Annotated in this window: 14 protein-coding genes; 5 read left to right on the top strand and 9 right to left on the bottom strand. The window is 63.8% G+C overall.

Annotated features, from left to right (window positions below):
* Positions 1-90: 90 nt before the first annotated feature.
* The gene (locus JQ573_RS02785; protein ID WP_212317585.1) at positions 91-816 is read right to left on the bottom strand and encodes a hypothetical protein; all 726 of its coding nucleotides are present in this window, start codon (positions 814-816) and stop codon (positions 91-93) included.
* A gap of 195 nt (positions 817-1,011) precedes the next feature.
* Positions 1,012-2,136, bottom strand: coding sequence for a metallophosphoesterase (locus JQ573_RS02780; RefSeq protein WP_212318030.1), 1,125 nt, complete (start codon positions 2,134-2,136; stop codon positions 1,012-1,014).
* 432 nt (positions 2,137-2,568) lie between these two features.
* Here JQ573_RS02780 and JQ573_RS02775 point away from each other — a divergent pair, with 432 nt between their 5' ends.
* Complete coding sequence (locus tag JQ573_RS02775) at positions 2,569-3,558, top strand: LLM class flavin-dependent oxidoreductase (protein WP_212317586.1); 990 nt, start codon at positions 2,569-2,571, stop codon at positions 3,556-3,558.
* On the opposite strand, the gene JQ573_RS02770 is transcribed toward JQ573_RS02775, so the two are convergent.
* The gene (locus JQ573_RS02770; RefSeq protein ID WP_249131194.1) at positions 3,555-4,583 is read right to left on the bottom strand and encodes a MarR family transcriptional regulator; all 1,029 of its coding nucleotides are present in this window, start codon (positions 4,581-4,583) and stop codon (positions 3,555-3,557) included. The two genes, JQ573_RS02775 and JQ573_RS02770, sit on opposite strands and share 4 nt — an antisense overlap.
* A 53-nt stretch (positions 4,584-4,636) precedes the next feature.
* Between JQ573_RS02770 and JQ573_RS02765 the strand changes: the two genes are divergently transcribed.
* Positions 4,637-5,353: a carbonic anhydrase gene (locus tag JQ573_RS02765; protein WP_212317587.1), complete on the top strand. Its 717-nt coding sequence runs from the start codon at positions 4,637-4,639 to the stop codon at positions 5,351-5,353.
* A gap of 156 nt (positions 5,354-5,509) precedes the next feature.
* Positions 5,510-5,854: a zinc ribbon domain-containing protein YjdM gene (locus JQ573_RS02760; RefSeq protein WP_212317588.1), complete on the top strand. Its 345-nt coding sequence runs from the start codon at positions 5,510-5,512 to the stop codon at positions 5,852-5,854.
* 134 nt (positions 5,855-5,988) lie between these two features.
* On the opposite strand, the gene JQ573_RS02755 is transcribed toward JQ573_RS02760, so the two are convergent.
* From JQ573_RS02755 to JQ573_RS02740, 4 genes are all read right to left on the bottom strand, one after another.
* Positions 5,989-7,272 carry a cystathionine gamma-synthase family protein gene (locus JQ573_RS02755; RefSeq protein WP_212317589.1) on the bottom strand — a complete coding sequence of 428 codons (1,284 nt, stop codon included), beginning with the start codon at positions 7,270-7,272 and terminating at the stop codon, positions 5,989-5,991.
* 250 nt (positions 7,273-7,522) lie between these two features.
* The gene (locus JQ573_RS02750; protein ID WP_212317590.1) at positions 7,523-7,783 is read right to left on the bottom strand and encodes a PepSY domain-containing protein; all 261 of its coding nucleotides are present in this window, start codon (positions 7,781-7,783) and stop codon (positions 7,523-7,525) included.
* Between the two features lie 130 nt (positions 7,784-7,913).
* Positions 7,914-8,663: an ROK family protein gene (locus JQ573_RS02745; protein WP_249131192.1), complete on the bottom strand. Its 750-nt coding sequence runs from the start codon at positions 8,661-8,663 to the stop codon at positions 7,914-7,916.
* A gap of 461 nt (positions 8,664-9,124) precedes the next feature.
* Complete coding sequence (locus tag JQ573_RS02740) at positions 9,125-10,063, bottom strand: LysR family transcriptional regulator (RefSeq protein ID WP_212317591.1); 939 nt, start codon at positions 10,061-10,063, stop codon at positions 9,125-9,127.
* A gap of 103 nt (positions 10,064-10,166) precedes the next feature.
* Between JQ573_RS02740 and JQ573_RS02735 the strand changes: the two genes are divergently transcribed.
* Positions 10,167-10,967 carry an alpha/beta fold hydrolase gene (locus tag JQ573_RS02735; RefSeq protein WP_212317592.1) on the top strand — a complete coding sequence of 267 codons (801 nt, stop codon included), beginning with the start codon at positions 10,167-10,169 and terminating at the stop codon, positions 10,965-10,967.
* Positions 10,968-11,130: 163 nt separating this feature from the next.
* Here JQ573_RS02735 and JQ573_RS02730 read toward each other — a convergent pair whose 3' ends face one another.
* Positions 11,131-11,799 (bottom strand): FMN-binding negative transcriptional regulator, encoded by a 669-nt coding sequence (locus JQ573_RS02730; protein ID WP_212317593.1) that lies wholly within the window; start codon positions 11,797-11,799, stop codon positions 11,131-11,133.
* A gap of 85 nt (positions 11,800-11,884) precedes the next feature.
* Positions 11,885-12,127: a hypothetical protein gene (locus JQ573_RS02725; protein ID WP_212317594.1), complete on the bottom strand. Its 243-nt coding sequence runs from the start codon at positions 12,125-12,127 to the stop codon at positions 11,885-11,887.
* Between the two features lie 513 nt (positions 12,128-12,640).
* Here JQ573_RS02725 and JQ573_RS02720 point away from each other — a divergent pair.
* Complete coding sequence (locus JQ573_RS02720; RefSeq protein WP_016840760.1) at positions 12,641-12,814, top strand: hypothetical protein; 174 nt, start codon at positions 12,641-12,643, stop codon at positions 12,812-12,814.
* Positions 12,815-12,819 lie beyond the last annotated feature (5 nt).

Genomic DNA, 12,819 nt, shown 5'->3' with positions numbered 1-12,819 from the left:
GGATGAGCCGAAGGTGTGATCGCAGTCGCGGCGGATTATGCCGCGCCAACCCGCCCGACTTGCTGTCCTGACACGTTCGCGACGACAACATCACGGGCAGGACCACCCGTTATTGGGTTCGGCGCATATCTTGGACATCACCTTGGCAACGTCGATCCTCGCCGTATTTGCCATGAGAATGCGCCGGAACCGGGCGGCCTCGGCTACCTCCATGGCTGTCAGATTCAACGCTTCCTTGATGGCGGCGCTGCAGGCCAAATTCGGGTCACCGTCGAGATAGTTGCCGGTCGCGGTGAGTTCTGCAGGCGTCAGTGTCGCGATCGGCCCGCGACCGATAGCGCGCATAACATCCGCGGTCTCCTTTCCATCGGCTCTCGCCAAGCTAATTCCACTCCGTCGCCTTTCGAATCCGTTCTGCAAGGCGGCTCGGTGCGCCAGCCACAACAGCTGATCGTCCGGCTTGGCTTGCGGCAGGTCATCGGCCATGCCGCCCGCGAACAGATATGCCCTGCACGCCAGTGGCTTGTTTTCGAGATCGCGGAGCAACACCAACTCGGCGCGGGAGATTGCATTGATATGCTCGTCGTCAGCATAGACTTCGACCTCTGCCGCGAGGCTGATGTGGAGGGCCTTGTTGGCTGCCACCCATCCACCCTGCGCGAAGGCTGCCTCGGTCCGACGAAGGAATATCTCCCGGAGATCAGGATCTTGCGACGCCATCGAAGCAGCCAAGGGAAATCTGGCCAGGTTCTCATCGAACTCTGCTTCGAACGCGCTCGACTTGGACAGGAAGCCGTACACCAACCACGCGGCCACGGAAGCCGCCCCCAGTGCCAGACAGAGGTTTCGTCTATTCATCGACCCGACAGTCCGCGTGGTGCCGAGCCAAACAATCTCACGTTGTGTGGTTGCAATCCAGCCGTGGCGTCCGGTTACGCTTAACGCAACCCTGCTGACGTCTTTTGCAGATGGCGGCTGGTCGCATCGCATAACGTATACGAAACAAATCACTCACGCGTCGCCCGCCACCCGCAACGTGATCCGCGTCAATTCGGACGGGCGGCCGAGCCGCAACGCAAAACCCGGCCAGAGCGCGGTGCCGTTGTTGACGTAGAGCGTCATGCCGTCGACGTCGTAGCGGCCCGAGACGAAGCCGGCATTGGCGGGCGCGGCCAGGCGGTCGATCCCCCAGATCAATCCGCCATGGGTGTGTCCGGAGAGTTGCAGGGCGACGCCGAGCGCAGCCGAGTTGCGTGCGTCGCTCGGCTGGTGGTCGAGCAGGACGACGGGCGCGCCCTTGGGGGCGCCTTCGAGCACCGCGGCAAGATCGCGGACGGGATGCTTCGTGCGACGCGACGCGCGGTCGGTAATCCCGGCGATCACCAGGCGGCCGCCGCCGCGTTCGAGCACGATGTGCCTGTTCTCGAGCGAGCGCAGGCCCAACGCGGCATAGTGCGCCATCCAGGCGTCATAGCCGAAGATATATTCGTGATTGCCCGAGATCACGTAGACGCCATCGGCGGCCACGAGATCGCGCAACGGCTCGATGTCCTTGCGCCGCGCGTCGATGGTGCCGTCGATCAGATCGCCGGTGATCGCGATCAGGTCCACGCCGAGCTTGTTCGATCGCGCGACGACCTCGCGCGCCCACGACACAGGAAACAGCCGGCTGATGTGAAGATCGGTCAGTTGCAGGATGGTGTAGCCGTCGAACTGGCGCGGAAGTCCGCGGATGCCGACTTCGATGTCTTTCAGCGGCGGAATTCGCATGGCCTGATGCACGCCGATCGCCGCGGCTGCGGCCGCGAGCGCTGCAATTGCGTAGCGGACGCTGTCAGGCGCGCCGACGAAGCCGCCGTGGATCAGCGCTGCGACCAGCAGGCCCGCGTCGAGCGCCAGCTGCAGCAGCGCCAGCAGGATGACCGCGCCGAACGCCCAGTTGAAGAGAGCGACCACCGGACGCGGAAACTCCGGCGAGAATTCCGATCCCGACGACCATCGGTTCCAGCGGTGAAACTGCAAGGCGGCCAGCACCAGCAACGCTGCGACGATCTTTGCCGCGAGCGGCCAGTCGAGCGGCCAGATGAAGCGGGCCAGGATCAAGAGACTGGTCAGGCCGAAGATGAGTTGGGGAATTGGTTCGCTCCGGATCGGATCGGTTAAGGCTGCGCGGTGCCTGGGAAAAGGTAGGGTGGACCGGCCGCCGGCGTAAGACGCCATCGTCAGCACATTTTCGGCAAGTTGCGCGCCGCTGAAGCACCTCGCGCGCATCGCGTTGCTGTGGAGCAAGGCAGACGCGGCATGGCAGGCGCCCGCCGCACGATTTCGGAATACTGGAAAAGTACCGCTGATTTGCCCGACGCGTCAAGTCGCTTTCTGCCTCCCCGCGGCGATTGCTACTTTGCATGGGGTTGTTTTCGATATTTTGGGAATGGGCACGGGCGGATTGACCCGCATGGCGACCGTATCCATATGCATCTGCATGAACCGGCTGCCCGCGCCGTTTCGCCCCCAACTGGACACAGCCAAATACCATCGGCTCCCCGTCCCAAACGTTCCGGAGCTCCCGTGGCCGCCCTCTCCATCCTCGACCTCGTCCGCGTCACCGAAGAAACCGACGCGCGCGGCGCGCTCTACAACGCGCGCGATGTCGCTCGCCATGCCGAGGCGCTCGGCTATCGCCGGATCTGGGTGGCGGAACACCACAACATGGCTGGCATCGCGAGCGCCGCGACGTCTGTCGTGATCGGGCATATCGCGGCGGGCACCAAGACCATCCGGGTCGGCGCCGGCGGCATCATGCTGCCGAACCACGCGCCCTACGTGATCGCCGAGCAGTTCGGCACGCTGGCGCGGCTGTTTCCGGACCGGATCGACCTCGGCCTCGGCCGCGCGCCGGGCACCGATCAACTCACCTTGCGCGCGCTGCGCCGCACGCCGGAATCCGCCGAGAACTTTCCGCAGGACGTGCTCGAGGTGCAGGCCTTCCTCGCCGCCGCCGGCCCCAACCAGCGTATCCAGGCGGTGCCGGCCGCGGGCACCGACGTGCCGCTGTGGATTCTCGGATCGAGCAACTTCGGCGCGATGCTGGCCGGCGAGCTCGGCCTGCCCTACGCCTTCGCCTCGCACTTCGCCCCCGAGCTGCTGATCCAGGCGCTGCAGATCTATCGCGCGCGCTTCAAGCCATCGGAGCAGCTCCAGCATCCCTACACCATGGTCGGCGTCAACATCATCGCCGCCGACACCGACGCGGAGGCGCGGCGGCTTGCCACCACGCAGCAGATGTCGTTCACCAACATCTTCCGCGGCGCGCGTGGCCTGAGCCAGCCGCCGATCGACGACATCGAGACCTACTGGTCGCCATCCGAAAAGGTCCAGGCGATGCGGATGCTCGCCCGCTCCATCATCGGCTCGCCCCAGACGGTGCGTGCCGGCATCGACGCGCTGGTCGCGGAGACCGGCGCCGACGAATTGATGATCGTGTCCGACGTCTACGATCACGCGAAGCGGCTGCGGTCGTTCGAGCTGATCGCCGAAGCGGGCGGGATAACTGCTTAACGGAGATCGCGAGCCACCTCGGCGGCAATTATCCGGTAATGCGCCATCTGGCCCGCGGCCCACGTCTCGAACTGGCGCACCAACTCCTCCGAGACGGCAACCGAGCGGCCGCCGTACGCCACCGTAAACCATCCGCGCCGCTCCGCCTCGATCAGGAGATTGCCGATATGCTGGCGGGATACCTGAAACCGTTCGGCCAGCACGGCGTATGTCAGCGACAGTGCCCGCGGCGCGTCCGGTGACAGCGGGGCGTAATGGGCGCCCATCACGGCGGCCAGGAGCGGATAGCCGCAATCGTGCTCGGTGAAATGGACGATGGTGGCAAAGGGGCCGAACAGGATGTCGTCGGCTTGGAATCGCTCGACGGACAGACGGATCCAGTCAGCGAGCCGATCATCGTCGTCACCGATGTGAGCCGCGATCTGCGCCTCCGGCACAAGAATGCGTTCGGCCGCCTCAAGAAACGCCAACGGCGAGCGTGCGATCTCCTGCAACAATGCGGAAGATGGACGCAAGCAGATGGCGCGCCGGTCGCTGGCATGCCGTTCGGCGATGACATAGCCGCCGTGCCGGAGCGAATTGACGAATCCGGCGATCTGACGCGCACTGGCCGGCGCCGCCCGTTGCAGGGCGGCCAGCGTGGGTGGCTCCCCCCCAACGCCGCGCCAGCGCGCATAATTTCCAATCAGGACGAAGCAGACGATGTAGCGGAGCTTCTGGGCGAACACCTTGTTCACCGGCCAGGGCACCGCCGGCGGCCGCGTCATCACTTCGCAATACTGCGCCAGCGCGGCGCAAAATCCCGGCATTTGAATCAATTGCCTGGCAAGCATCCACGTGTCGGTCGCGGCATAGGCGCGGACCGACGGGTAGAGAACGTCGTCTCCGCGATGGTATCGTCCACTGTCCATGCGAATCCCTGCAAAGTTTGGACTTTGCAGTCGCCTCGCGCCCATAGCAATAATCGAGCGCTCCATATTCCAGAACGCGCGGCAAATGAGGTCGATGCACAGCCAGTCTCGCAAGGCTGTTGTCCCGCACGATGCTTCAGGCGCGCAAGCTCACAAGGATACTCATCATGTGTGACGACTGTTTCCGGATGCCTCGGCTGTCCCGTCGCAGCCTGCTTTGGGGCGGCGCGGCGTTCACAGGCGCTGCGACCCTGTCGCTGCGGAATGTTTCGGCGCAATCGGCCGCGCCGCAGAACGCGATCTCGCCGGACGAGGCGTTGAAGCGGTTGATGGACGGCAACGCCCGCTACGCCGCGAACACCTCCGCCAACAAGGACTATTCGGCCGGGCGCGCCGCGCGCGTCAGCGCCCAGTATCCGTTCGCCGCCATCCTGAGCTGCGCCGATTCGCGTGTTGCCCCTGAACTCGCTTTCGACCAGGCGCCGGGCGACCTGTTTGTCGTGCGCGTCGCCGGAAACTTCGTCAACGACGATGGCCTTGCCAGCCTTGAATACACGGTGAAGTTCCTGAACACCCCGCTCATCATGGTGCTCGGCCATTCCAATTGCGGCGCGGTCAGCGCGGCCATCAAGGTGCTCAAGGACAAGGTCACGCTGCCGGGCCATCTGCCGCAATTGATCCGAGAGATCAAGCCGGCCGTCGAAGCCGCCAAAGCGAGGAAGCCGGATGACCTGCTGGAAGCGGCGATCGTGGAGAATATCCGCCGCGGCGTTCGCCGCCTCGAAACGGCGAGGCCAGTCCTGTCCAGCTTCGTGCAATCGGGAAAGGTGAAGGTGGTCGGGGCGAGCTATGATCTGGCGACCGGCAAGATCGCGCCGGTTTGACACCAGGCAGCCGGCGTCACCCGGATGGACACGGCGACATGGCCGACTGAAGCCCGCGCAGACGACGCAAGCACGTTGTCTGCGGTCTCCCTTTTTCGCTTGCTTTGCCCGGACACGACCCTACGGTGCCCTCGCGAAACAGGGATGAGAACGACAATGGACGCGGCCATGAACTGCCCGAAATGCAATTCCGAGCATGCCTATCAGGATGCTGCTCTCTGGGTCTGCCCGGAATGCGCCCATGAATGGAGCGCCGAGGCGGCCGCTGTAGTCTCGCAGGAGGCAGGCGTGCGTGATGCCCACGGCAATCCGCTGGCGGACGGCGACAGCGTCATCGTGATCAAGGATCTCAAGGTCAAGGGATCGTCATCGGTCGTCAAGGGCGGCACCAAGGTCAGGAACATCCGCCTCACCGAGGGGAGCGACGGACACAACATCGCCTGCAAGATCGACGGCATCGGCGCGATGAACCTGAAATCCGAGTTCGTGAAGAAGGCCTAGCGAGCATAGTGTGTAAAGCGGATTAGCCGACTACGTTCGCCGTAGCTCAACGAGCGAAGACGGAAGGCGTAATCCGCCGTTTCTCGCGCGCCATCGGCGGGTTACGCTTACGCTTACCCGCCTTGCGCATTTGCTCACACCCTGCTCAATGCCTGCGCGATATCGGCGACCAGATCGGACGGATGCTCGATCCCGATCGAGAGCCGGATCGTCGTATCGAGCACCCCGATCTTCTTCCTGATGTCGGCCGGCACGCCGGAATGCGTCATCGTGGCCGGCAGGCTCGCGAGCGACTCGGTGCCGCCGAGGCTCACCGCGAGCTTGAAGATCTGCAAGCTGTTGAGGAATTTCTCCGCCGCCGCCTGCCCACCGACGATGTCGAACGAGAAGGTCGAGCCGGCGCCAGAGCTTTGGCTTGCGAACACACGCCCGGCAGGAGACGCCGCGTCGTGATGGCCAAGATATTGCACCTGCGCCACCTTGGGATGGTCGCGCAAATAATCGGCGACGATGTGCGCATTGCGGTCGGCCTTTTCCATGCGCAGGCTGAGTGTTTCCAGCGAACGGCTGATCATCCAGCAGGAATGCGGATCGAGCTGGGTGCCGATCGCGCCGCGCAGCGCCTTGACGTCCTTCATCAGCTTCTTCGAGCCGAGCGCCGCGCCCGCGATCAGGTCGGAATGGCCGCCGACATATTTGGTCAGCGAGTAGAGCGACAGATCGGCGCCGTGCTCGATCGGCCGCTGAAACACCGGCCCGAGCAGCGTGTTGTCGCAGGCGATAATCGGGGTAAAGCCCTGCGCCTTGCCGATCGCGTCGGCGACGCGCCTTGTGAGCGCGATATCGACCTGGCCGTTGGTCGGATTGGCCGGCGTCTCGATGAAGATCATCGCGACGCGGCCTTTCTTCATCGCCTCGTCGGCAGCGGCGCGGACGATGGTCTCGTCGAGGCCGTCGGCAAAGCCGACGGCTTGAATCGAGAACCCCGCCAGCGTCCTGCTGAACAGCGTCTCCGTGCCGCCATAGAGCGGCTGCGAATGCAGGATGACGTCGCCGGGCCGCGCGAAAGCCAGCACCGTGGTCGAGATCGCCGACATGCCGGAGGAGAACAGCGCACAGCTCTCGGTGCGCTCATAGATCGCGAGCCGGTCCTCGACGATCTCGCTGTTTGGATGATTGAAGCGCGAATAGACCAGTCCCGCCCCCATGCCTTCCGGAGGCTCGCGCCGGCCCGAGACGAAGTCGAAAAAGTCCTTGCCGTCCTCGGCGGTCCGGAACACGAAGGTCGAGGTCAAAAATACCGGCGGCTTGACGGCGCCCTCCGACAGCTGCGGATCATAGCCGTAGTTCAGCATCTGGGTTTCCGGATGCAGCAGGTGATTGCCGATGTGGGTTCTGGACGGAAACGGTTTGACCACGGCCAGTCTCCTTGTCTCGAGGGATCGCCGCATCGGCTGATCCATAAGAATCTGCCGCAAGCATACTCCACCTTTGTGCCATTCCGCCAACACACTGCATCGAACACTCTGGATAACGAACGGCCGACGTGCGCCCTGCTCCGCCGGCCGTCTGAAAACCGTAGCTCGCATCGCGCGTGCGTGATGTCACTTAGCCGGCGACATCAGGACCAATCGCCGGCGCGGGCTGCTCACGCTGCGGTGAATACGGCTACCAGCTGCGATCCACATTGCGCACCTCGCCGGTCCGCGCATCGACATCGACCTGCATCCAGCGGCCGAGCCGGTCGCGGCCCTCGACTTCCCACTCGTCGCCGAGGAACTGGGTGTTGGACACCGTCACAACGCCGAGATTGGTCGCGACGTCGAGGGCTGCCTCCATCGAGATCTGGCTGCCGGAATCGTAGGCCATCGCCGGCGTCGCCGCGCCGATCGCCAACGCCGCAATGGCGGGAATAATATAGCTTCGCATCAGTCACTCCTCATGGAACGGGATGTCATGCCGCGTAAAACGAGCGGCGCACCCAATCAGTTCCGGCAACAGAAGTGACGGAGCAGCGCGAAACTTCGGCAGTTGCGGCAATTTGGTGGCAGTTCCAGTTTCACCGACGCGCGCTGCGCGACTTGCGCGTTGCCTTCTTCCACATCCGGAAGCCGCCTTCGAACGCGTTGGCGTTGTCGCCGAACCTCACTTTCGGCGGCGGGTTGTCGACCTTGTCGGCATTGCCGCCGCCGAGCACGATGTAATCGGGCTCCAGCGCCGCCGACAACCGCGCGATGACATCGTCCACGCTCTTGCGCCATTTCTTCCGGCCGCGCCGCTCGAGGCCGGCGGCGCCGACGTAATCCTCGAACGTCTCGTCCCTGTGGTAAGGCAAATGCCCAAGCTCCATCGGCTCGTAAACCCCCTCCACGATCATCGCTGAGCCAAGCCCGGTGCCGAGGCCCAGAAACAGCATCCGCCCGCCCTGATAGCTGCCGATCGCCTGCATCAGCGCATCGTTGACCACCTTCACAGGCTGGCCGAACGCGCCGTGAAAATCAAAGCCGGCCCAGCCGCGGCCAAGATTGTGCGGCTCCGTCAGCGGACGGTTGTGAACCACCGGTCCGGGATAGCCGATCGAGATCACGTCATAGGACCAGTCCCTGGTCAGCGCCTTGACCTGCTGCACCATTTCGGTGGCGGACAGCGTTGGACCTGACTCGAACTCGCGCTTGATGCGCTCCTTGTCGGTCATGACCTTCACATGCGTGCCGCCGATGTCGATCGCCAGCACCGTCCGGCGCGACGCGGGCTTCGTCGTCTTCCTGGCTGTCGTCTTGCTTGTCTTCTTGCCTGTCTTCTTGGCCATCGGTGCGATCTCTCTTGTGGGCGCCGAGTGGAGCAGAGAAACGCATCGCGCGCCACAGCTCCGTTCTGCATCTGACTCCAGTTTGTTCGCGAGGAACGAATCGGAATCGAGAAAATCGGCACGACTCAAGCATTAACAAGACGTGTGCGCCCGACGTGTCCGAGCAGCTGATGTTGTACCGAGATGGGATAATTGCTCCCGACACCGAATATCTCCGCGCATTTCGGGCGCACTGCGATCGATCGCTTCATCGATCAAGCGACGAATCGCATCACAGCCACGTTCCCCATCCGACTCCAGTTTGTTCGCGAGGAACGAATCGGAATCGAAAAATCAGCGCAAAGCGATTCTTAACAACGCGTTTGCATAACTTGTCGCGGATGCATTTCGTACGGCGGACCAGCGCAAGCGTAATCCGACATCTCTCGACAACTTCGTGCCGGCGCGTTACCGCTCGCGCGTCATCGGCGACGCTTTGCGCGGAGCCGTCTGCTGCCCCGCGCTGCGCGCGACGCGAGCCGCCACTCTTCGAGATGAAGCCAAAGTGCTTCCGCGACGGGCCCGTGCGCATGCTGCCGATAGCGGATTGCCGCGAGATGTTCCTCACGGCCCGGAAAATTCGGTCCCGCGATGCTGATCAGTCGGCCATCCCTGAGCTCATCCTCGATCAGCCACGCCGGCAGATGGCCCCACGCGAGACGATGCAGGATCAGCTCCCTCTTCATCATCTGATCCGGCACGGTACAGCGATGGGCGCCGTCGATCAGGAAGAAGCTTTCCGACGAAGGTCGCCGCGCCGTGTCACGGATCACGCACTGCGTGAAGGGGCGCATCTGCTCCGGCGCGATCTTCTTCGTCCACGCGAACGGCAGAAACCCGGGAGCGACAACCGGCACCATGGCCGTAGTTGAGAGTTCGATTCGTTCGAAGCGCGGATCGGACGGGTCCGCGCGATGAAACACGAGGTCGGCGTTGTCATCGATCAAGCGCTCGAGCGGTCCCCCGACAGCCTCATATTCCAAATGCAGGCGCGTGTTGGGATATTTGGCAAAGAACCCCGAGAGCATTTGCAAGACGGGTGGCCGCGGGCAGAGGTCACCGATGACGACACGCAGGACAACCTCTTCCCCGCTGACAAGCTGGTCCGCATAGGCCTGCAGCAGATCGAGTTCGCGCAGCGTCAGCCGCGCGCGCTCGTGAAACGTCCGCCCTGCATCCGTCAGCCCGACGCGGTATCCGCTGCGGTCGAACAGCGTGAGGCCGAGCTGCTGTTCGAGGCGGGCGACCGCCGCGAACACCGACGGGTGCGAGCGGTTCAGGGCGGCGCCCGCAGCCTGAAAGCTTCCCCTGGCCGCGACCGCGTCGAAGCAGCGCAAGTCGTGGAGCTTGATCCGGTCCATTGTCCATAAATCCTACAGAGATCGTTCGATCTTAGTAATTTCATCTGCCGAGCGCGAGCCCTAGCCTGGCCGCGGGCTTCCTCCAGCAGAAGGGACTGACGAAATGAGCGGCGATCGACACTTCACGACGGGGGACGGCTGCCGGATTGCGTACCGTATCGACGGTCCCGACGATCGGCCGGTGCTCGCGCTGTCGAATTCGATCGCCACCGACCTGCACATGTGGAACCGCTCGTTGCCGGCCCTCAGCCGCTCCTTTCGCCTGCTCCGCTATGACACCCGCGGTCACGGCGGTTCAGACGCGCCGGTGGGCGCCTATTCGATGGATCGGCTCGGCCGCGACGTGGTCGAACTGCTCGACGCCCTCGGGATCGATCGCGCACATTTCCTCGGCCTGTCGCTCGGCGGGTTCATCGGGCAGTGGCTTGGCATCTTCGCGCCTGAACGCATCGATCGCCTGATCCTCTCGAACACCGCGTCCTGTCTTGCGTCGGAGCTGCCGTTCGACGACCAGATCCGCGCGGTGCTGGCCGCCAGCGACATGGACGCGATCGCTGATGGCTTCATGCGCAACTGGTTTCCCGCGACGATGCTGGCTGCGCCGAACGCGATTGTCGACGAATTCCGCGGCATGGTGCTCACCACCCCGCCCCGCGGTCTCGCCGGCTGTTACGCCGCACTGCGCGATGTCGATCTTCGCCGCGTCATCTCGCTGATCACGGCGCCGACGCTGGTCATCGGCGGCGACAGCGACACCGTCACACGGGCCAATCACAGCGGGGCAATCGCGGCGACGATCCCCGATGCAAAGCTCGTTCTGCTGCCCGGCGTTCACATTCTCAATGTCGAGCAGGCGGATCGATTCAACGATGTAGTCGCGAATTTTCTGGGGTCCGCACCGTAAGTGTTCTCGATACGACTCCATTTTGTTCGCAAAGAACGAATCGGAGTCGAACAAATCAGCGCGGCGAAACTCTTAACAACACGTTTGCAGTTTCGTGATCGACTTTGTAGGGCGGATTAGCGAAGCGCAATCCGCCATCGGTCCGCAACACCTGAGCGGCGGGTTACGCTTCGCTAACCCGCCCTACGCATCGTCCATCCTCATACGCAAGCTCCGGCCGCAGCGCGCGCATCTTCTCCGCAAGCCTGTGGCTCGAGGTCTCCTCCGCATGCGCGAGCCGGTTGACGAGCGCGACATAGTCCGCATCGCTCTTGTGCTGGTTGAGCTTCGACTGGCCCTCGATCTCGTCGACGACCATATCGATCACCCTGATCCCCGCCAGCATCTGATCGCGCTTGCCGGGCTCCATCTGCGTGAGGTCCCAGGGCTGCTTCTGCAGCCGCGCTTCGGAAACCGCGAGCAGCGCATCGCCGTGGCCGCGGTTCTCCCCGTGATCGCGCAGATGCGCGACGCCGGACAGGTGCACCGCCTCGTAGAGCCAGGTGGAGACGTTATCGCGCGAGACGTACCAGTCGTTCGAGATGTAGGCGTCGTCGCCGGAGACGATCAGCAGGAAACGCCTGATACCGTCGGCGAGCTCGACCAGTGGATTCTTCGCGGTGAGATGGATCTGCAGGATCACGCGATCGTCGCGCCGCGCGATCACGAACGGCACATGGGATGCCCGCGGGCCGCGCGCATCGGTGGCGACGATGGCGCCGAAGCCGCGCGCTGCCGCAAAGGCCAGCGCGTGGTCGTCCTCGATGCGGAATTGGGGACGGAGGATGTGCATGGCGGCGGCGCTCGCGGCTGGAGGGAGACGACCCAGCGAAGCTAGCGCAACTTTTGCCGGAGATCACCGCCATGCACAGTCCGGCTCAGCAGATCATGGCGTTGTCGCCGTGGTCGCAGACGCCGCCGGGTTGATCCCGGGGCAGCGTTTCGAACTCGCCGAAGCGCGGCACGGCCATGCGCGGCGGTCCGCCGCCCCAGCGGCTGGCGGCCGCGGCATGTCCCTTCACGAACGCGGATGGGCCGGCCGGGACTTCGCGCGCCATGGCCGATGTCGTCAGCATGCCGAGGGCGAGCAAGCCCGCGGCGACGTGTTTGATCGTGGTCATCGAGCGTCTCCTGCTGGATTCAACAGGATGGGATCATCTCGCCGGCCTGCTGAAGCGTTTTCGCTAGAACCATGACGGGCGGCGCCACCTGATTATTCCGCGACGACGCAGCGAATTTGCCTGTCCTGCGGCTCGGTTCGACACATTCGATTGATCGGAGCGTGACCGCCGGGACCGGAGGCCCGAGCGGCCACAACCGAGTTTGCCTGCGCGCAAGTCAAATCCGGTGCGAGAGCTGCGACAAAACAACCCGACGGGCAACTCATTCGACGTCGTCCTGGCGAAAGCCAGGACCCATTACCCCGAATGAGACTAGTTGCGCGATGCTGGGGCCGCGATCCCGTCCATTATCAAATGCGGTGGTTATGGGTCCTGGCTTTCGCCAGGACGACATTGGTGTGCAAGGCGCCCGCCCCGTCATCCCTGCGCAAAGTCACGATGCACCGTTGAACTCGCGCCAACTCGCAGGTTACGCTGCCGCCAATCTCACGCCCTCTCGCTGGAAGGATCACCATGAACGGCAATCGATATTATGGCGTCCGCGTCGAGGGCGCGAAATACGGCGTGGGGTTCGGCTCGGCGCTGGCGATTGCGATCTCGTACACCAAGAACCATTCGATCCTGTGGGCGATCATCCACGGTATCCTGGGCTGGCTCTACGTGATCTACGCTGCGCTGTTCGGGTGATGCGG

Origin of the sequence: Bradyrhizobium sp. AUGA SZCCT0105 (genome assembly GCF_018129565.1) — a bacterium.
Classification (GTDB): domain Bacteria; phylum Pseudomonadota; class Alphaproteobacteria; order Rhizobiales; family Xanthobacteraceae; genus Bradyrhizobium.
Note: the sequence above shows the minus strand (reverse complement) of the source record. Positions and strands in the feature narration are given on the sequence as shown.

Excerpts from the sequence above, each read along its gene's own strand:
- JQ573_RS02765 (WP_212317587.1), top strand. The coding sequence starts at position 4,637 with ATGTGTGACGACTGTTTCCGGATGCCTCGGCTGTCCCGTCGCAGCCTG.
- JQ573_RS02760 (WP_212317588.1), top strand. The coding sequence starts at position 5,510 with ATGGACGCGGCCATGAACTGCCCGAAATGCAATTCCGAGCATGCCTAT.
- JQ573_RS02750 (WP_212317590.1), bottom strand. The coding sequence starts at position 7,783 with ATGCGAAGCTATATTATTCCCGCCATTGCGGCGTTGGCGATCGGCGCG.
- JQ573_RS02745 (WP_249131192.1), bottom strand. The coding sequence starts at position 8,663 with ATGGCCAAGAAGACAGGCAAGAAGACAAGCAAGACGACAGCCAGGAAG.
- JQ573_RS02740 (WP_212317591.1), bottom strand. The coding sequence starts at position 10,063 with ATGGACCGGATCAAGCTCCACGACTTGCGCTGCTTCGACGCGGTCGCG.
- JQ573_RS02735 (WP_212317592.1), top strand. The coding sequence starts at position 10,167 with ATGAGCGGCGATCGACACTTCACGACGGGGGACGGCTGCCGGATTGCG.
- JQ573_RS02730 (WP_212317593.1), bottom strand. The coding sequence starts at position 11,799 with ATGCACATCCTCCGTCCCCAATTCCGCATCGAGGACGACCACGCGCTG.
- JQ573_RS02725 (WP_212317594.1), bottom strand. The coding sequence starts at position 12,127 with ATGACCACGATCAAACACGTCGCCGCGGGCTTGCTCGCCCTCGGCATG.
- JQ573_RS02720 (WP_016840760.1), top strand. The coding sequence starts at position 12,641 with ATGAACGGCAATCGATATTATGGCGTCCGCGTCGAGGGCGCGAAATAC.